An 18,235-nucleotide genomic window follows, 5' to 3' on the forward strand; every position below is an offset into this window, starting at 1 on the left:
CAGGGCGCAGGGCGCAGGGCGAGGGGCGAGGGGCGAGGGGCGAGGGGCGCGGCGTCGGTCGCGCGTCGCGCGCGGGCATCGCGGCCTGCGCGCCGCGCGCGACGGAAAGCAAGGCGAAAGATTGCGCGTCAGCGCGCGCGGTCCGGCCAGGCGGAACCGCCGATCTCGCGCGTGATCTTCGCGATGCACTCGCGCAGCGCCGGCACCGCGACCGAGCGCAGGAAATCGGGCGTGCACTGGTGCGCGGAACCGCCGCAGTTGACCGTGTAGCGCTGGCCGGTCGGCGCGACGAAGCCCGCCGCGATTGCATTCAATTCCTCGCGCCATTCGCCGATCGCAATCGCATAGCCGTTCTGCGCGATGTCGGAGAGCGCGGCATTCAGCCGTGCGACGACGAATGGCCAGTCGTCGCCCGCCGCGGCCTGCAGCGCGCCGATCAGCTCGCGCCGCGCGTCGTCCTCGAGCGTCGCGAGGTACGCGCGGCCGACTGCCGTGCGTGCGATGTCCATCCGCGAGCCCGTCTCGAGCCGTGTGACCAGCACGGCCGAGCGCGGGCGGATCACGTCGATCGCGACCATGTCGAGGCGGTCGCGCACCGCGAGGTGGACGGACAGCGAAGTCTTTTCGGCGAGCTCGACGAGGAACGGCCGCGAGCGCGCGCGGATGTCGAAGTTGCGCAGGAAGCCGTTGCTGAGCTCGAGTACCGACGCCGTCAGCACGAAGCGCTCGCTGTCGGGTAACTGGAACAGGAAGCCGGCGCTGACGAGCGTCGCCGTGATTCGCGACACGGTCGGCTTCGGGATACCTGTCAATTCTGCTAGTTCTCGGTTGCTGACCGGGGCATCGGAGGTCGCGATGCGACGCAGGACGGCCAAGCCGCGCGCGAGGGCCGTGATTTCGTCGGAGGTGGCTTCCCGTTCTCGGGAAACGGGTTGGGCGTTGGAGCGTGTCGTCACGGGTATCTCTCTTTTTCGAAACTTGATTTCAGATTTTTATAAATTGTAAGACGAATACCGGAAAATGCGCACGCTTCGCCTCGATCTTTCATGATGCGCAATATTTACTGATTTTCCCCGAGTTTATTGGAGAAATGTCGGGTTGCGCACCGTCGGGAATGACATGGGAACATGTATTTTTCGCTTGACTTGTCAGCCGGAAACGGAAAAAATGTCTACCAATTTCGAAACGTTGTTTCGTTAGTTTAGTCGGGAACGACGTTCGATGCAGTCTCTCAGGTTCTAGCACGGCCCTCGGAATGGCTAGAACTTTTTTAGCGCCACGGTCTCCGTGGCGCTTTTTTTTCCGTTCACAGCCTGAGTGACTGTTCCATATATTGGGATGTCGGCGGAAAACGCCGGCACGTCCGGTCTTCGACGGGCGGCGCCGCCGCACGCGGCGAGCGCGCATAAAAAAAGCGCGGTGCCACGAGGGCATCGCGCCAACCCGGCGCCGAGCGCCGGCGAATCAGCCGTGATGGCGAAGAGAATCGCTTGTCACGCCTTCTTGAGCTGGATCGCCGCGGGCTCGGCCGTCAGATAGCCGACGCTCGCGCCGAAGCGGTCCTTGTAGTTCGCGCGCACGAGCGGATCGAGCGCGCCCTTCACTTTGTCGTGCAGCGGCGATTCCCAATCGCCCGCGTGCTGGAAGTTGCTCATGATGTAGGTCCAGCCGTTGATCTCGTCGACCGCGTGCAGGCCCGTCGATTCGGCGCCCGCCGGGCACGACAGCACGCGCGACAGCTTCTTCGTGTCGACGTCGTACGCCCACAGAAAGTTGTTCACGTGCATCCCCGAGTCCTCGCCGATGAAAAGCGTGCGCAGCTTTTCCGAGAACTTCAGGTTGTCCGGATTCGCGATTTTGTCCGGATTCGCGAGATTGCCGAGCGCATCGGCCGCGGCCAGGTCCTCGCCGACGAGCGCCGCGGGCGCGCTCATGTCGACGGGCACCCATTCGCTGTCGATCGCGGCGCCCGACGTGTCGCGCTGGCCGCCGCGCATGCCGAGCGCGTAGACGGCGCCCGCCGCGATCTTCTTGTCGAGCGCGACGTCGCGCGACGCCGCGTTGCCTTTCACCATCGACGTCTCGATCCGCGACATCGCCATGTAGACGATCTTGTCCTTCGCGTTCGCGGTCGTTCCTTCGAGCTTCGTGAACGCCATGCTGCCGCCCGCGAGCGCCGCGTAGCGGTGTGTCTCGAGGAACGCAGCCGCGCGTTCCATCCCCGGCTTCACGCGAATCCAGTTGAACTTGCCGCCGAAGTGGATCTTCGCGAACATCGGATCGGCCGGGTCGGTCGTCGCGACGTCCATGATGTCGGACGCCTTCAGCCGGTTCGCGAGCGCCTCGATCTCGGCGCTCGTCGCGTGGCCGAGCCTGATCCACGTGAGCGTCGCCGCGCCCGCGCCCGCCGACGACGTCTGCGTCCACTTGCCGACGTACAGCGTGCCCGCCGACAGGTCGGCCGGCTTGTCCGCGACGAACATGAAGAGGCCGCCGTTCGTCGCGTCGTCGCCCATCATCACGGTGCGCTGGTCCGGCATCACGTGGATCAGCTCGTGCGAGATGCGGCCGAGGCAGTAGTGCTTCTTCACGGCGCCCGTGCCGTCCGGATTCACGACGATCTCGGGCAGGTGGCCGTAGTGGTACGGATTCGCGGCCGTGTCGCTGCCGAACGTGTTCCGGCTGAACGCCTTGAATTGCGCGTCGGTCGCGGCCTTCGTCGCGTCCGGTTCGTACTCCTCGCTCGACAAATGCGTGTTCCACGGCGACAGGCTCGCGCCGCACGTGATCCACAGGCCGTGCGCGGCCGACGTGTCGACGTTGTGGTACTTGACGAGCTTGAGCGCGCCCGTCGCCGGGTCCTGATCGAGCGTCAGCACCGCGATCGGCGACGGCAACTGGCCGTACGCCGAATCGCCGTTCTGGCTGCGCGTCGTGTATTCGAACTGGACAACCGCGAACACCGTGTTGCCCTTCACGCCCGGCACCTTCGCGTCCTTGAGCGTGAGGAGCGAGCTGCCGTCCGGGCAGTCGGAGAAGAACTGGCGCTCGCGCCCCGCGACCGTCGCGTCGACGATCGGCCGGTTGTCGATGTCGTAGTAGCCGCCCGCGAGGATCGTGCCGCCCTTGCCGTCCGGCACCTGGTCGCCCGTCACGAAGAACGGCCGGTACGCGAGCTTGTAGTTGCGCGTCGAGCCGTCGCTGAATGAGATCGACAGCGTCGAGCCGACGGTCGTCGTCGCCATCGCGGCCGGGTCGGCGAGCGTCGGCGCGGCCATCGGCGCGAACGCGGCGGCCGCGAAGCTGGCCGCGGGCGGCGCGGCGGCGACGTCGTCCCCGCCGCAACCGGACAGCAGGGCGGGGAGCGCGACGCCGGAGAGCGGCAGCATCGGCGCGCCGGCGAGAATCTTCAGGGCATGGCGGCGGGAGGGATCGGGTAGCGCGGGCATGGGGAATCCAGTTGTTGTGGGCGACGGAAAACGCGGACGCGCCGACGTCGGGTGCGGCGGACAGCGATGAAAACCGAGTGGAAGTTTATTTTTTTAAAATGAAAGTTTTTTGAATTGAGTTTGTATGAATGGACGAACGTCTCGCGATGCGCGCGCGGACGCGGCTCGCGCGGGCGGCGACCGGCCGGGCGGACGCTGCGCGCGACATCGCCCACGCGGCAACGACATGAAAAAAAGAAACGGAAGCGGGCAGGCGCGCGTCGGCGCGTCGTATCATCGCTTTTTCGCCACACGGAGCCGCTTTGCCGCGCCATTCGCCATGACGATCGAGATCGCCAACGCAACCGCCATCGTTTTCCGCACCGGCCGCCGCCGGATGTACGCCGCCGCGCTCGCGGCCATTGCCGCCGCCGCGCTTGCCGGATGCAAGAAGCCGGAAGAAGCGAGCGCGCCGCCGCCGCCCGATACCGCGGCAAGCGCCGCCGCCCGCGCGGCCAGTCAGACGACGCAGAAGCTCGACCAGGTCGCGAGCTTCGTGAACCAGCAGATCGACGCGGCGAAGCAGGGTGTCGCGTCGGCGGCGTCCGCCGTGCCGCCCGTCACCGCGAGCTCGGTCTCGGCCGTCGCGCGGGCGCATCTGCAGGGCGCCGCGTCCGCCGTGCTCGGCCAGGCCGCCGTCGCGGCCGGCACGAGTCTCGAAGCCGCCGGCCGCAAGCTGCAGCAATGGAGCCAGACGGCCGCGCTGGGCGCCTCGGGCGCGGCCGCCGCGAGCGATTCGGCGGCGAGCAAGTAAATTCCGCTTGCGTCCCGGGTTAAGTGTAATTATGATGGTTACATATTGTCGTCGAAGCGGGGTGCGCGAGCATTCCGCTGCCGGTGGATCATGAATACGAGCAGTCGGTTCGCGTTTGCCGTCCACGTGCTCGCGCTGTTGTCGTTGCAGGAAGGCGTGCCGCTGTCGTCGGACGTGATCGCGGGTAGCGTGAACACGAATCCGGCGCTGATTCGCCGTCTGCTGTCGATGCTGGCGGCCGCGGGGCTCACGACGTCGCAGCTTGGCGCGGGCGGCGGCGCGCTGCTGGCGCGCGAGCCGTCGAGCATCACGCTGCTCGACGTCTACCGCGCGGTCGACGATGCGCAACTTTTCGCGTTGCATCGCGAGGCGCCGAATCCGGCATGCCTCGTCGGACGGCACATCCAGGGCGTGCTGACCGACTACATCGGCGACGCGCAGCGGGCGATGGAGGCGTCGCTCGTGACGCGCACGCTCACCGACGTGACGGCCGACGTGCTGCGCTCGGAGGCGTCCGGGCAGCCGGTCGGCGTGCGGCAGGCGAGCGGTTGAGCGGTCTCGATGAGCGGTCTCGATCGCTTGAATTCGAAACGGCGGCGCGCATGGTATCCGGCGCGTCGCGGCTGCCGATCGGATCGGGATTCGCCGCCGGCCCGATAACGGGCTCGCGAAGAATGAAGGGCCAAGGGCTGCCGCCCGATGAAACACCGCTCGACGATGACGACGGGCGGACGAATTGACTATGATGGGGATCGTGGATCCCTCTTTTTTCGATTGAATATGTAATTAATTTAGTTACATATTCGCTTACCAGGAGAATCGACATGACGCAACGTACTTTGAAAATCGCGCTGTTCGGCGCAACCGGCATGGTCGGCTCGCGGATCGCGGCCGAAGCGGCGCGCCGCGGCCATCAGGTGACGGCGCTGTCGCGTCATCCGGCGGCGGGCGCCGAGAACGTGACCGCGAAGGCGGCCGACCTGTTCGATCCGGCGAGCATTGCCGCCGCGCTCGAAGGCCAGGACGTCGTCGCGAGCGCGTACGGTCCGAAGCAGGAAGATGCGTCGAAGGTCGTCGATGCGGCGAAGGCGCTCGTCGAAGGCGCGCGCAAGGCAGGCGTGAAGCGCGTTGTCGTCGTGGGCGGCGCGGGCACGCTCGAAGTCGCGCCCGGCAAGCAGCTCGTCGATACCGAAGGCTTCCCGGACGCGTACAAGGCCGTCGCGCTCGCGCATCGCGACGCATACGACTACCTGGCGACCGTGCAGGACCTCGACTGGACGTTCTTCTCGCCCGCCGCGCTGATCGCGCCCGGCGAGCGCACCGGCACGTTCCGCACGGGCGCGGGCAAGCTGATCGTCGACGCAGACGGCAACAGCAAGATCTCGGCCGAAGATTACGCGGTCGCGTTCGTCGACGAGATTGAGCAGCACCACTTCGTGCGCCAGGTCGCGACGGTCGCGTACTGATCGCGGCGCGGGCGCCGGCGCATCGCGCGCGGGCGTCCGCGCAGCCATGCCGCCGGGCCGAGACGCCCGGCCGTGAGCGCGGCGCACCGGAGCGCTCCGGTGCGTCGCGTCGTCATGCCGGACGCACGTCGAAGCAGGCGGCGCGCGCACGCGTTGGGGCTACACTGGCGATCGTCGTCATTACTCATACGGTCGCATGCCGATTTCGCCTCGCTTGCTTTTCGCTCGCGGCGCCGCTTTCGTTCTCGCCGCGATCGCCGCCGGTCTTGCCGCCGGTCCGTCGATCGCCGCCGGGGCGCGCGCCACGTTCGACTGCGCGCGCCGCCGCGCTCATCCTCGCGTGCGCCGGTCTTGCGCTTGCCGGCGCGCCGCCCGCCGCGCGAGCCGCGACCAATCCGAGTCTCGCAACCTTCCAAAAGCTGATCTCGCCCGCCGCCGCCTCGGATGCCGCCGCGCCGGCGTCGGGCGCATCCGCCGCTGCGCCCGCGTCCGCGCCGTCGCCGGCGAGCGCCGCCGAGATCGCGCGCTCGTTCGACTCTGTCATCAAGATGCTCGACAACGACCGGCAGCGCACACAACTCGTCGCGCAACTGAAGCAATTGCGCAGCGTCGCGCTCGCCGCGCAGGCCGCGCAGACGGCGTCCGCCGCCGTGGCGGCGTCCGGCGCGACGGGCACGGGGCTCCTCGGCGCGATCGCGTCCGGGATGGCGTCCGTCGAGGCGAGCCTGCGCGAGCGCGACACGCCGCTGCGCTACTGGTCCGCACGCTTTCGCGCGGCGGGCAGCGAGCTGTACGCACTCGCAAGCGGGGCGGGGCCGCAGCCGCCCGCGCAGATCCTGCTCGATCTCGCGCTGATGCTGGCGGGCTGGCTCGCGTGCGCGGCGCTCCTGATCTGGGCGCAGCACCGGGTCTGGGCCCGCTATGGAATCGCGGTCAAGCTCGGTCCGAATCCGAGCGCGAAGGACATGCTGATCTTCGCGCTGAGGCGTGTCGGGCCATGGATCGTGTCGTTCGTCGCCGTGCTCGCGATCGCGCGCGGCCTGCCCGATTCGCTCGGCCGCACGCTCGCGCTCGTCGCCGCGTACGCGATCGTGTCGGGCTCGGTGTTCGCGTCGCTGTGCCTCATCATGTTCGCGCTCTTCAGCGCGGGCCATCGGCGCGCGGCGGGGCGTGTGCTGATCGCGCGCTCGTGGGGGCTGCTGCGGCTGATCGGCACGTTCGGCGCGCTCGGCGACGCGGCGCTCAACCGCGACGTCGCGTGGCAGCTCGGCGTCGATTTGTCGAGCCTCGTGTCGACCGCGTCGAGCATGACGGCCGCCGTGCTCTGCGGGTGCTTCGCGCTCGCGTACCGGCGGCCCGTCGCGCACCTGATCCGCAACCGCAGCCACGCGCAGCGCACCGGCCATCGCGCGACGACCGAGATGGCCGATTTCGCGGCCGCATTCTGGCCCGCGCCCGTGCTGCTGCTCGCGTTCGCGGCGGTGGCGGGCACGCTGCTCGGCAGCCGTTCGTCGTCCGATCTGCTGCGCACCTCGACCGTGAGCGCGTTGTTGCTCGTGCTCGCGTTCTTCCTGTCGGCCGTCGCGCTGCGCGTCACGCGCCCGCATCCGACCCACCGCAAGCGCCGCCACCGCTCCGCGTACGTCGCGCGGCTCGTGCGCTTCGCGGGCTCGCTCGCGACGCTCTTCATCTGGCTCGGCTACGTCGAGCTGACGTCGCGCCTGTGGGGGATCTCGCTCGCGCGGATCGTCGAGCACAGCGTCGCCGCGCGCGGGATCGCGCAGGCGGTGACGGCGATCATCGTCACGCTGTTCGTCGCGTGGCTCGCGTGGATCGTCGTCGACACCGCGATCCTCGATGCGCTCAACTCGGCGAGTTCGCACGGCAAGAGCCGCAATCCGAGCATGCGGGCGCGCACGATGCTGCCGCTCGTGCGCAACGTCGCGTTCGTGGCGATCGTCACCATCGCCGCGATCGTTACGGCGGCGAACCTCGGGCTCAACGTGACGCCGCTCCTGGCCGGCGCAGGCGTGATCGGCCTCGCGGTGGGTTTCGGCGCGCAGTCGCTCGTGTCGGACCTCATCACCGGGCTTTTCATCATCCTCGAGGACACGATCTCGGTCGGCGACTGGATCGACGTCGACGGCGGCCATGCGGGCACGGTCGAGCATCTGACGATCCGCACGGTGCGGCTGCGCGACGGGCAGGGCGCGCTGCATTCGATCCCGTTCTCGCAGATCAAGATCGTCAAGAACCTGTCGCGCGACTACGGCTATGCGGTGTTCGAAGTGCGCGTGCCGTTCTCCGCCGATCTCGACCAGGTCACGCGGCTGATCCGCGATGCGGGCGCGGACCTGTGGAGCGATGTCGCGGTGCGCCGGCTGATGCTCGGCGCGGTCGAGATATGGGGACTCGACCGCTTCGAGCCGAACTGGATGGTCGTCAAGGGACAGATCCGCACGCGGCCGCAGCAGCAGTCGAGCGTGATGCGCGCGTTCAATGCGCGGATCAAGCGGCGGATGGACGACGCCGGCATCGAGATTCCGCTGCCGCAGATGCACGTTTATTCGACGGCGGCGGGCGGCGTCGCGGCGGACAAGGCGGACAAGGCGGACAAGGCGGACAAGGCGGACAAGGCGGACAAGGCGACGCGCGACGCGAGGCACGACGAGTCCGATCGGGAGCGCGCCGCGCGCGACGACGCGAGGCGCGACGGCGAACGGCAAGGCGGGAGCGCCGACGAGCGGGTCGCGAAGCGTGCCGATGATCGTGCGGCGGCGCCGGGCGAGCGGGACGCGTCAAGGGGTTGATGCGCATGACGCGCGCGATGCGAGCCATGCACGACGGCGAAGTTGCGGTTCGACGGACGATGGCCCCGGCTCGATATGCGTGCGCAAGCCGCGTTCACGCGCGCACGAACGCGGGCGGTCGAAACGCGTTCGCCGCGCTCGCGTCGCGGGCGACGATACGGCTAGTGCCTGCCGCGCCGCGCCTCGCACAGCGCACTCTCCGTCTCGATTGGCATCGAGCGAGTGGCACACGACGCGGTCATGCGGCGGCGATGGCGTTTCCCGCGGTTTCGTCACGCGAAATGATCGCGCCGGCGCGCCCATGTGAGCGTTGGCGCGAACGCGACGGGGTCGCGTCACGGTTCGTCGCGAGATTCGCATTGACGCCGACGGCCGCGCGCTCACCCATCGGCGCCGGCGTCGACTGCGACGAGATCGTTCACGTGCGTCGCCACCTGCTCGCCGGTTACGCCGTATACGTGCAGCGAGACCGCGGGCGCGTCGGCCGGCGCGCCCACGTGCCCGAGCCGGTGAATGGCCGTGCGCCCCGCGCAGACGTACGACACCGCGCCCGTCGGCCGCGCGCGCTTGCGTGCGTCGATCGCACGGCAGGCCGCGTCGTTCCAGCCGTAGACGATCTCCGTGAGCTCGCCTTCGATCACCGCATAGCCGCACCACGTATGATGGCCGTGCACGGGGCTCCATTGACCGGGCCGCCACACGAGCGACACGACCGCATAGCGGCCGAGCGGGTCGGCGGCGAGCAGATGGCGCCGATAGCCCGCCGCGCCGCTTTCGCGTTGCGCGGGCGTGAGGAGTCCCGGCGCTGCGACGGCTTCCGTGAGCGCGGCGCGCAGCTCGCGCGCGAACGCCGGATGCCGCGACGGTGCGGATTCATCGGCGAGCGCGGCGAACGCGGCGTCGATCCGCGCGCAGAAACGCTCGATCGGCGTCGGCGCGGCGAGCGCGCGACACGGCGCGGACGTCGCGCGTTCGCGCGGGTTCGAGGGCGCATCCGGTACGTGCGAGATGGGGGAGGCGGCGTGGTTCATCGTTGACTCGGTCGTTCTTTTCCCGCAGCGACGTTGCGCGGGTCCGGTACGTATTTATACCGGTCGACTCGGAGAAACGGATTCCATATTGTTCCCTCGTGCGAACAATGGATAGAATAATTTTCTATCCGATAGGGACTGGGGAAATGGACGCGATCGATCGTAAGTTGCTCGAGCTGCTGCAGGAGGACGCGACGCTGCCGATCGCCGAACTCGCGCAGCGCGTGAATCTGTCGCAGACGCCGTGCTGGAAGCGGATTCAGCGGCTCAAGGAGACGGGCGCGATTCGCGCGCAAGTCGCGCTGTGCGATCCGCGCAAGCTCGGCGTCGGCACGACGGTGTTCGTCGCGGTGCGCACGAACCAGCACACCGAGGAGTGGGCGGCGCGCTTCACGCAGGCCGTGCGCGACATGCCGGAGGTCGTCGAAGTCTACCGGATGAGCGGGGAGACGGATTATCTGCTGCGGGTCGTCGTCGCCGACATCGACGACTACGACCGCATCTACAAGAAGCTCATCCGCTCGGTGCCGCTCTTCGACGTCAGCTCGTCGTTCGCGATGGAGCAGATCAAGTACTCGACCGCGCTGCCGGTGCGTGACCGCGCCGCCGGTTGAAGGGGCGGCGAGCCCGCTCGACGCCGCCGCTCAGCGCCCTCGCTCGAGCGCACGCTGGCGCTCGTCGGCGAGCGCGTCGCGCCGCACGAAATCCGCGACGAATCCGCTCGCCGGATGGTGATAGAGGTTGTACGGCGTGTCCCATTGCGCGAGCCGTCCGTCGTCGATCACGCCGATCCGGTCCGCGAGCGCGAATGCTTCCGCCTGGTTGTGCGTGACGAAGAGCGCCGTGTGGCCCGCCGCCTTCAGGATGTCGCGCACCTCGAACGCGAGCCGCTCGCGGGTGTCGACGTCGAGATTCGAGAACGGCTCGTCGAGCAGCAGCAGCTCCGGCGACGGCGCGAGCGCGCGGGCGAGCGCGATCCGCTGCTGCTGGCCGCCCGACAGTTCGTGCGGATACGCGTTCGCCGCGTCGGCGAGGCCGACGAGCTCGAGCATCTGCGCGGCGCGCGCGCGGCGTTGCGCCTTCGGCGTGCGGCGCAGCCCGAACTCGACGTTCTGCTGCGCGGACAGATGCGGGAACAGCGCGTAGTCCTGGAACATCATCCCGACGCGGCGTTTTTCCGGCGGCACGTCGGCTTCGCGGCTCGCGAGCGCGGCGCCCGCCAGCACGATCTCGCCCGCGCGCACGGGCTCGAAGCCCGCGATCGCGCGCAGCACCGTCGTCTTCCCGCAGCCGGACGCGCCGAGCAGGCAGCCGATCGCGCCGCGCTCGAGCGCGAGGTTCAGGCGGTCGACGATCGTGCGCCGGCCGCGCGGCGTGTCGTAGGCGAGCGTGACGGCGTTCAGTTCGAGCAGCATGGCGTGCATCTCAGGGTCCGGATTTCAGTTGGGTGCGAGCGAGCACGATCACGGGCGCAAGTCCCGCCACGACGATCGCGAGCGCGGCGATCGCGCCTTCCTCGTAGGTGCCGCGCGCGGCTTCGGCATAGAGCCAGGTCGCGAGCGTGTCGAAGTTGAGCGGGCGCAGCAGCAGCGTCGCGGGCAGCTCTTTCATCGCGTCGACGAACACGAGCAGCGCGCTCGCGCCGAGCGCGGGGCGCAACAGCGGCAGATGCACGCGCCAGAGCGTCATGCCCGCCGTCTCGCCGAGCGTGCGCGACGCCTGCTCGAGCGACGGGGGAATCCGCGCGAGCCCGGCCTCGATGCTGCCGGCGGGAATCGCGAGGAAGCGGATCGCATACGCGACCACGAGCGCGGCCGCCGAGCCCATCAGCACGAGTCCGTCCTGGCCGAACGCGGCGGCGATCGCGCGATCGGCGAGCGCGAGCGGCGCCAGGAGCCCGATCGCGAGCACGGTGCCCGGCACCGCGTAGCCGACGCTCGCGAGCCGCGCGCAGACGCGGCTCGGCTGGAAGCGGGCGCTGTCGCGCGCGCGGCGCGTCGCCCACGCGACGACGATGCCGCACGCGAGCGTGACGACGGTTGCGGCGAGCGCGACGGCGAGCGTGTTCGCGAGGCTCGCGAGCAATTGTCCGGACACGCCGCCCACGAGATGCAGCCGCTTCGCGGTTTCGTGGACCAGATACGCGGCGGGCGCGCCGAAGCCGGCGATGACCGGCAGCCAGCCGAGCGCCGCCGCGCCGGCGGCGGCCGCGCCGCGCAGACGCCGCGGCTCGATCGCGCGCATCCGGCGGCCGTGCGCGTAGCGCTCGCGGCGGCGGCCGTAGCGTTCGAGCGCAATCGCGCCGAACACGATCGCGAGCATTGCGAGCGCTATCTGCGCGGCGCTCGCGAGGTCCGAACGCGTGACCCACGTCGTGTAGACGGAGACGGTGAGCGTTTGCACGCCGAGGAACTCGGACGCGCCGATGTCGTTCAGGGTCTCGAGGAGGGCGAGGCTCACGCCGACCGCGATCGCCGGCCGCGCGAGCGGCAGCACGACGCGCAGGAACGTCTCGATGCGGCCCGCGCCGAGCGTGCGCGCGGCTTCGATCAGGCTCGCCGATTGCGTGACGAACATCGCGCGCGTGCACAGATAAACGTACGGATACAGCACGAAGCCGAGCACGATGATCGCGCCCGGCAGCGAGCGCAGGTCGGGCAGGCGGAACGCGCGCGGGCTGTCGAAGCCGAGCATCCAGCGCAGCGCGGACTGCACGGGGCCGATCGGATGCAGCAGGTCGAGGTACGCGAACGCGACGATGTACGACGGCACCGCGAGCGGCAGCAGCAGCGCCCACGCGAGCGTGCGGCGTCCGGGGAAGTCGTAGGCGGTGACGAGCCAGGCGGCGCCGGTGCCGACGCACGCGACGATCGCGCCGACGCCCGCGAGCAGCGCGAGCGTGTTGGCCGTCGCCTGCGGCCGCACGAATTCGGCGAGGTGGCGCCAGTGCGACAGATCGGCGCCGAGCGCGGACCACGCGAGCGCGGCGAGCGGCGTCGCGACGAGCGCCGCGATCGCCGCTGCGGCGAGGAGCCAGCCGCGCGCGGCGACACACAGGACGAGCGCGCGCAGACGCTCGCCGGCGCACGCGCGAACACGCGCGAGCGGGCGGCGCGCGACGGCGGCGTCGTCAGTTGTCAAAGCCGACCTTGTCGACGAGCTGGCTTGCGCGCTTGCGGTGCTTCGCGATCTCGACGAGCGGCAGCGGATCGACCTTCAGCGGCCCGAAGCCGGCGATCACCGGATCGAGCGTGACGCCCGCGCGCACCGGATACTCGTAGTTCGCCTGCGCGTAAAGCGCCTGCGCGGGCGGCGACGCGAGGTATTCGAGCAGCTTCACCGCGTTGTCCTTGTTCGGCGCGTGCTTCGCGACGGCCGCGCCGCTCACGTTGACGTGCGTGCCGCCGCTCTTCGCGTTCGCGAACGTCGGGCGGACGACCTTGATCGCGTCGCCCCACTTGCGCGCGTCGGTGCCCGGTTCCGCGTGCTTCATGTGACCGACGTAGTATGCGTTCGCGAGCCCGACGTCGCAGATCCCGCCGAGGATGTCGCGCGCGACGTCGCGATCGCCGCCCGTCGCCTTGCGCGCGAGGTTCGCCTTCACGCCGCGCAGCCACTGCTCGGTCGCGGCTTCGCCGTCGTGCGCGATCATCGCGGCGACGAGCGCGGTGTTGTACGGATGCTGGCCCGAGCGGATGCAGACCTTGCCTTTCCATTTCGGATCGGCGAGCGACTCGTACGTGATCGCGTCGAGCTTCATGTTCTTGTCGGCGTACAGCACGCGGTCGCGCAGCGACAGCGCATACCAGTCGCCGCGCGCGCTGCGCAGGTTCGCGGGGATCGCGTCGTCGAGCGGCCGCGAGCGAACCGGCTGCGTGAGCCCGCCGTCGACGAGATCGAGCAGGTTGCCGATGTCGACCGTCATCAGCACGTCGGCCGGCGAGCGCGCGCCTTCCGCCTTCACGCGCTCGAGGAGGCCGTCCTTGACGAACACCGTGTTGACGGCGATCCCGCTTTGCTTCGTGAACGCGTCGATGAGCGGCTGGATCAGCTTCGGCTCGCGGGTCGTGTAGAGATTGACTTCGTTCGCCGCGTGCGCGGCGGGCGCGATTGCGGCGAGTGCGAACGCGAGCGTGCGCAGCAGCGGGCGGGCTTGCTTCAGGAACATGGAGGGCTCCGGCTAGGGACGTGCGATGGACGGACGCTCCGGCAGGCGGGACGTGTGGCCGTCGCGGAGCGAAAATTACAAAATGAAAGAATTTAATTGTAATGCGAAACGGGAACGATTCCCATATGCGAAACGTTCGCAAAACATCTGACGAATAGCGCGGCGGCGGGATGGGCGGGACGGGCGGCGACGCGGGCGCGGTTGCGCGTAGAATGCCGGCTTGGCGATTTTTTGACGGAGCGCAGCAGGCGATGAACGACCCGCGCAGCAAGAAGAATCCGGTGGTCGGCGTGGCGATTCTGATCGTCGTGGCCGTCGTGCTCGTGATCGGTACGATCCTGTACAACGCGATTTCGCAGAAGCACGAGTACGACGAAGCCCATCCGCAAGGGGCGTCGGCGAGCGCCGCGTCCGCGCACGGCTGATCGCGCGCGTCGCGCGTTAGCGCGCGACGGCCGGAAGCCGCGGCCTGACCCGCGTATAGAACACGAGCGCGAGGATCACGAGCCACGCGCCGCCGACGAAAAGCGCGATGCGCGTATCGTCGAAATACCCGAGCATCGCGATCACGAACGCCATGAACGCGATCGTGAGCGCCGGGCCGATCGGCCAGAACGGCACCTTGAACTTCAGCGCGGCGGTTTCGGCTGCGGTGAGCCGGCGGCGCATCGCGACCTGCGACAGCAGGATCATCAGCCAGACCCAGACGGTCGCGAACGTCGCGATCGCGGCGACCATCAGGAACACGTCCTTCGGCATCAGATAGTTGAGTACGACGCCGATAAGCAGCGCGCCCGCCATCACGAGCACCGTGACCCACGGCACGCCGCGCGCGGACATCGCGCCGAGCGCGCGCGGCGCCTGGCCCTGCAGCGCCATCCCGTACATCATCCGGCCCGCGCCGAAGATGTCGCTGTTGATCGCGGAGATCGCCGCGCTGATCACGACGAGATTCAGGATCTCGGCGGCGGAGCGCACGCCGAGCGCCGAGAAGATCTGCACGAACGGGCTGCCGCTTGAGCCGACGCCCGTCCACGGGAAGATCGACATCAGCACGACCATCGTCAGCACGTAGAAGAGCAGGATACGCACCGGCACGGCGTTGATCGCGCGCGGAATCACGCGCTCGGGGTTCTTCGCCTCGCCCGCGCTCATGCCGATCACCTCGATCCCGCCGTACGCGAAGATCACGACGGACAGCGACGCGACGAGGCCGCCGATGCCGTTCGGCAGAAAGCCGCCGTGCGACCACAGGTTCGACAGCGACGGCGCGCCGCCGCCGCCGAGCTTCATTCCGGTGAAAAGAATGGCCGCGCCGCCGCCGATCATCGCGACGATCGCCCCCACCTTGACGATGGACAGCCAGAATTCCAGCTCGCCGAACACCTTCACGTGGCACAGGTTGAGCCCGCAGATGATCGCGACGACCGCGAGCACCCAGATCCACTGCGGCACGTCCGGAAACCAGAAGCCCATGTAGATGCCGAACGCGGTGATGTCGGCGATCGCGACGATCACCATCTCGAGCGTGTAGGTCCAGCCGGTGACGAAGCCCGCGAACGGCCCGAGGTTCTCGGTCGCGTAGTGGCCGAACGAGCCCGGCACGGGCTCGCGCACGGCCATTTCGCCGAGCGCGCGCATCACCATGTAGACGGCCGCGCCGCCGAGAATGTACGCGAGGATGACGGCGGGGCCCGCCAGCTGGATCGCGGACGCCGAGCCGTAGAAGAGGCCCGTGCCGATCGCCGAGCCGAGCGCGAGAAAGCGGATGTGCCGCGCGCTCAGGTGGCGCTGCAAGTTCTTCATCGTGTCTCCGAATGATTGATGTCGTCGGCCGGACGCAGCGGCCCGGCGCTCGCGCTCGAAAAGTTGTATAGACAACTTGGCGCGCGAAAGATCATACCAATCGGCGCGCGCGGGCAGTAGTCAGGGAATCCCTGAGTACCCGCGCGGCGCGAAACGGTGGCAAGGGAGAGGTGAAGCGGACGGCTCACTCGGGCAGGCGGATCACGCTCGCGTCCTTGCGGATCAGCAGCGACGACGCGAGCATCTGCTTGCACTGGTGCGCGAGCATCTTCAGGTCGTGCGTGAGATCGGCGCTCGCGTCCGAGCGCTCGGCGTCGACGACCATCGAATCGAGCGCGCGCGTCAATTGCCTGGTCGCTTCGGCCTGGTTCGACGGCGGCGGCGTGCCGGCCTCGGCCCGCTCGAGATGCTCGCGCACGGCGGCCATTCCCTGCTCGAGCGCGGGCGGGTTGCTTTCCGAGCACGCATGGCGCAGGAGCGGCGCGGCCGCGGTGATCTGCGCGCCGAGCACGTGGGTTTGCACGAGCAGATCGTTCAGTTCCGGCACGAACTTCTGGTGCGCCTTCGGCTCGAGCATCATCCGCTGGAACGCCTGGCCCAGGTTCGCGAACGCGATGTGCACGTTCTTGCGCGCGAGCCGGTATCGATAGTCGGCGTCGAGGCCGGGCGCGACCGCCTCGACCGCCGCGGCGACCGCGGGCACGGCCGCCGCGCCGTCGGCGACGGGCACGGCGGGCGCGGTCTTGCCGCGTCCCACGCGCCACGTCGCTTCGAAGTACTTGCGGGTCGTCGCGAGCACGTCGGCGACGAGATTGCCGATCGCGCGGTATTCCCAGTACGGGAAGAGGCGGCTCGCCGCGATCGCGATCATGCAGCCGACGACGGTGTCGATCGCGCGCTCGCCGATGATCCGCATGTTGCCGGGCGCGAGCAGATGGAAGAGGAGCAGCACGTACGACGACGTGAACACGACGCTCGCCGCGTAGTTGAAGAGCAGCAGGCTGTAGCTCATCACCATCGACGCGAACATGAACGCGATCAGCACGTGCGGCTCGCGAACCGTGTAGATGAGCGCGAGACTCGCCGTGCAGCCGATCAGCGTGCCGACGATACGCTGCGCGTTGCGCTGCTTCGTCAGCGAATAGCCGGGCTTCAGGATGATGATGCTCGTCATCACGATCCAGTACGCGTTCGTGAGCGGCAGGAGGCGCCCGAGCCAGAAGCCGATCGCGACCGCGATCGTCACGCGCAGCGCGTGCCGGAAGCTCGGCGACCCCATGTTCAGGTTCGAGAAGATCAGCAGCGGCGACATCCGGCGCTTTTGCAGGAAGCGCGACAGCGCCTTGTCGATCTTCAGTTCGGTCTGCTGCGCATCGGCGCTGCCCGACAGGTTGCGGCGCATCTTGTCGATCAGGCGCGTCGCGCTCCAGATCCGGCGGAACGTCGCGAGCACGGCCGCGTACGCTTCCGGGTTCGTCGCCGCGAACTGCTTCTTGCGCATCAGCTCGATCTCGTATTCGATCGCGCGCAACTCGGCCTTCACGCTGATGCGCGAATGCGGCAGCCGGTTCTCGAGCACCGCGAAGCCGATCTCCTCGAGATCGGCGGCCGCCTTGCGGATCAGGTCGCGGTAGAAGATGATCAGGTCCGAGCCGCCGAACGTGCTGCGCACGAGCGGATAGTCGGTGTGCGCGCCGACGAACATCTCGTGCAGGTCGACGCTGTTGATGAACAGGTTGAACATCATCGTGCGGCCCGGGTCGAGCTTGCCGCGGCGCAGCTTCGGCAGGTTGCGCAGGACGATGTCGCGCGCGGTCTCCTGCGTCTCGACCGCGGTGATCTGCTTCGCGACGAGGTTGCGGTAGCATTCGTCGAGATCCGCGTCGAGATCGTAGAAATCCGCCCGCGCGAGCAGGTACGACGCGCACGCGAAGAGGCTTTCGGCGAGCGCCTGCTGCTCGATCCGGCGCGCCTGCCAGCGCGACACGAGCGTCGCCCAGTACGTGTACCAGAGCCCGCCCGCGAGAATCCACGCCGCGTTGACGAGCGCCTGCAGCGGCGTGAATTGCTCTTCGAGCGTCATCACCATCATGAACAGCGTCGCGAAGCTGATCTGCGGCCAGCGGTTGCCGTAGACGACGATGAGCGACAGCGCGAACGTGAGCGGCACGATCGTGAGCCACAGCGCGAAGATGTTCGGCGTCGCGAGCCCGGTGGCGAGCGCGGAGAAGAAGCCGATCACGCTGCACGCGAGCATTTCGTTGTGCTTGTACTTGAGCGGGCCCGGCATGTCGACGACGCACGCGCCGAGCGCGCCCGTCGCGATCGTGAAGCCGAGCTCGCGGTCGTGCAGCACGATGAGGCTCAGCACTGCGGGCAGCGATACGCCGAGCGCAATCCGTAGGCCGCCGAAGAAATACTGGCTGTAGAGAAACTTCCTGATTTCGACCGAATAGCGCATCGATGGGCGAGTGAGCTGGCGACGAGGCGCCGGGGGGGTTCTGATTGGCGACGAGTCTATCGTATTTCTGCGTCGCGAAAATCGGCGTTGGGGGCGGGGCGCCCGCGTTCGGCGTTCGGCGTTCGGCGTTCGGCGTTCGGCGATCGGCGTTCGGCGTTCGGCGTTCGCGTTCGGCGTTCCGGCCGTGGGCCGCCTGCGGTCGGCGTGCGGGCGGGCGCGGTGGGCGTGGGCCGGCCGCCGCTCGGGGCGCG

16 protein-coding genes are annotated in these 18,235 nt (G+C 68.8%); 7 read left to right on the forward strand and 9 right to left on the reverse strand.

Features of this window, described 5'->3' with window-relative positions; translation table 11 throughout:
- Nucleotides 1-128: 128 nt before the first annotated feature.
- Both WS62_RS03680 and WS62_RS03685 read right to left on the reverse strand, forming a co-directional pair.
- Nucleotides 129-956, reverse strand: a complete 828-nt coding sequence (locus WS62_RS03680; RefSeq protein ID WP_059473201.1) for an IclR family transcriptional regulator — start codon at nt 954-956, stop codon at nt 129-131.
- Between the two features lie 537 nt (nt 957-1,493).
- Entirely contained in the window at nt 1,494-3,449 is a 1,956-nt protein-coding gene (locus WS62_RS03685) for a PhoX family protein (protein ID WP_066567871.1), read from the reverse strand.
- Nucleotides 3,450-3,768: 319 nt separating this feature from the next.
- On the opposite strand from WS62_RS03685, the gene WS62_RS03690 reads away from it, so the two are divergent.
- From WS62_RS03690 to WS62_RS37825, 5 genes are all read left to right on the forward strand, one after another.
- The gene (locus WS62_RS03690) at nt 3,769-4,242 is read left to right on the forward strand and encodes a hypothetical protein (RefSeq protein WP_066567900.1); all 474 of its coding nucleotides are present in this window, start codon (nt 3,769-3,771) and stop codon (nt 4,240-4,242) included.
- 90 nt (nt 4,243-4,332) lie between these two features.
- A complete protein-coding gene (locus WS62_RS03695) occupies nt 4,333-4,794 on the forward strand; it encodes an Rrf2 family transcriptional regulator (protein ID WP_066567874.1) in 462 nt (153 codons plus the stop codon).
- The gene (locus WS62_RS37820) at nt 4,791-4,982 is read left to right on the forward strand and encodes a hypothetical protein (protein WP_231748178.1); all 192 of its coding nucleotides are present in this window, start codon (nt 4,791-4,793) and stop codon (nt 4,980-4,982) included. The genes WS62_RS03695 and WS62_RS37820 overlap by 4 nt, the downstream gene beginning before the upstream one ends.
- An 84-nt stretch (nt 4,983-5,066) precedes the next feature.
- Nucleotides 5,067-5,708, forward strand: a complete 642-nt coding sequence (locus tag WS62_RS03700) for an NAD(P)-dependent oxidoreductase (protein ID WP_066490284.1) — start codon at nt 5,067-5,069, stop codon at nt 5,706-5,708.
- 266 nt (nt 5,709-5,974) lie between these two features.
- The gene (locus tag WS62_RS37825) at nt 5,975-8,518 is read left to right on the forward strand and encodes a mechanosensitive ion channel family protein (RefSeq protein ID WP_442855057.1); all 2,544 of its coding nucleotides are present in this window, start codon (nt 5,975-5,977) and stop codon (nt 8,516-8,518) included.
- 380 nt (nt 8,519-8,898) lie between these two features.
- On the opposite strand, the gene WS62_RS03710 is transcribed toward WS62_RS37825, so the two are convergent.
- A complete protein-coding gene (locus tag WS62_RS03710) occupies nt 8,899-9,549 on the reverse strand; it encodes a cysteine dioxygenase family protein (RefSeq protein WP_066567877.1) in 651 nt (216 codons plus the stop codon).
- 146 nt (nt 9,550-9,695) lie between these two features.
- On the opposite strand from WS62_RS03710, the gene WS62_RS03715 reads away from it, so the two are divergent.
- Nucleotides 9,696-10,163 carry an Lrp/AsnC family transcriptional regulator gene (locus WS62_RS03715; protein WP_066567878.1) on the forward strand — a complete coding sequence of 156 codons (468 nt, stop codon included), beginning with the start codon at nt 9,696-9,698 and terminating at the stop codon, nt 10,161-10,163.
- A gap of 30 nt (nt 10,164-10,193) precedes the next feature.
- Here the strand turns inward: WS62_RS03715 and WS62_RS03720 are convergent, their stop codons facing one another.
- Genes WS62_RS03720 through WS62_RS03730 form a run of 3 tightly spaced genes read right to left on the reverse strand, consistent with a single transcriptional unit; the run spans nt 10,194 to nt 13,717 of the window.
- Entirely contained in the window at nt 10,194-10,964 is a 771-nt protein-coding gene (locus tag WS62_RS03720; RefSeq protein ID WP_066490293.1) for an ABC transporter ATP-binding protein, read from the reverse strand.
- 10 nt (nt 10,965-10,974) lie between these two features.
- Nucleotides 10,975-12,690 carry an ABC transporter permease gene (locus tag WS62_RS03725; RefSeq protein WP_066567879.1) on the reverse strand — a complete coding sequence of 572 codons (1,716 nt, stop codon included), beginning with the start codon at nt 12,688-12,690 and terminating at the stop codon, nt 10,975-10,977.
- Nucleotides 12,680-13,717 carry a Fe(3+) ABC transporter substrate-binding protein gene (locus tag WS62_RS03730; protein ID WP_066567883.1) on the reverse strand — a complete coding sequence of 346 codons (1,038 nt, stop codon included), beginning with the start codon at nt 13,715-13,717 and terminating at the stop codon, nt 12,680-12,682. The genes WS62_RS03725 and WS62_RS03730 overlap by 11 nt, the downstream gene beginning before the upstream one ends.
- 251 nt (nt 13,718-13,968) lie before the next feature.
- On the opposite strand from WS62_RS03730, the gene WS62_RS03735 reads away from it, so the two are divergent.
- Nucleotides 13,969-14,142: a hypothetical protein gene (locus tag WS62_RS03735; RefSeq protein ID WP_082720674.1), complete on the forward strand. Its 174-nt coding sequence runs from the start codon at nt 13,969-13,971 to the stop codon at nt 14,140-14,142.
- A gap of 16 nt (nt 14,143-14,158) precedes the next feature.
- Here WS62_RS03735 and WS62_RS03740 read toward each other — a convergent pair whose 3' ends face one another.
- From WS62_RS03740 to WS62_RS03745, 3 genes are read right to left on the reverse strand one after another with little or no spacing between them, the layout of a single operon-like run.
- Nucleotides 14,159-15,523 (reverse strand): amino acid permease, encoded by a 1,365-nt coding sequence (locus tag WS62_RS03740; RefSeq protein ID WP_066567886.1) that lies wholly within the window; start codon nt 15,521-15,523, stop codon nt 14,159-14,161.
- Nucleotides 15,520-15,711, reverse strand: coding sequence for a rod shape-determining protein MreB (locus WS62_RS32450; protein ID WP_082720672.1), 192 nt, complete (start codon nt 15,709-15,711; stop codon nt 15,520-15,522). Before WS62_RS32450 ends, WS62_RS03740 begins: the two co-directional genes overlap by 4 nt.
- Nucleotides 15,708-17,984, reverse strand: a complete 2,277-nt coding sequence (locus WS62_RS03745) for an FUSC family protein (protein WP_066567894.1) — start codon at nt 17,982-17,984, stop codon at nt 15,708-15,710. The genes WS62_RS32450 and WS62_RS03745 overlap by 4 nt, the downstream gene beginning before the upstream one ends.
- Nucleotides 17,985-18,235: the final 251 nt, after the last annotated feature.

The sequence above is a fragment of the Burkholderia sp. ABCPW 14 genome, from assembly GCF_001523835.1.
GTDB lineage: Bacteria > Pseudomonadota > Gammaproteobacteria > Burkholderiales > Burkholderiaceae > Burkholderia > Burkholderia mayonis.

Bases quoted from the DNA above. Each gene is read 5' to 3' on its own strand.
- WS62_RS03745 (WP_066567894.1), bottom strand. From the start codon at position 17,984: ATGCGCTATTCGGTCGAAATCAGGAAGTTTCTCTACAGCCAGTATTTC.
- WS62_RS03740 (WP_066567886.1), bottom strand. From the start codon at position 15,523: ATGAAGAACTTGCAGCGCCACCTGAGCGCGCGGCACATCCGCTTTCTC.
- WS62_RS03695 (WP_066567874.1), top strand. From the start codon at position 4,333: ATGAATACGAGCAGTCGGTTCGCGTTTGCCGTCCACGTGCTCGCGCTG.
- WS62_RS03730 (WP_066567883.1), bottom strand. From the start codon at position 13,717: ATGTTCCTGAAGCAAGCCCGCCCGCTGCTGCGCACGCTCGCGTTCGCA.
- WS62_RS03735 (WP_082720674.1), top strand. From the start codon at position 13,969: ATGAACGACCCGCGCAGCAAGAAGAATCCGGTGGTCGGCGTGGCGATT.
- WS62_RS03715 (WP_066567878.1), top strand. From the start codon at position 9,696: ATGGACGCGATCGATCGTAAGTTGCTCGAGCTGCTGCAGGAGGACGCG.
- WS62_RS03690 (WP_066567900.1), top strand. From the start codon at position 3,769: ATGACGATCGAGATCGCCAACGCAACCGCCATCGTTTTCCGCACCGGC.
- WS62_RS03700 (WP_066490284.1), top strand. From the start codon at position 5,067: ATGACGCAACGTACTTTGAAAATCGCGCTGTTCGGCGCAACCGGCATG.
- WS62_RS03710 (WP_066567877.1), bottom strand. From the start codon at position 9,549: ATGAACCACGCCGCCTCCCCCATCTCGCACGTACCGGATGCGCCCTCG.
- WS62_RS03720 (WP_066490293.1), bottom strand. From the start codon at position 10,964: ATGCTGCTCGAACTGAACGCCGTCACGCTCGCCTACGACACGCCGCGC.
- WS62_RS03685 (WP_066567871.1), bottom strand. From the start codon at position 3,449: ATGCCCGCGCTACCCGATCCCTCCCGCCGCCATGCCCTGAAGATTCTC.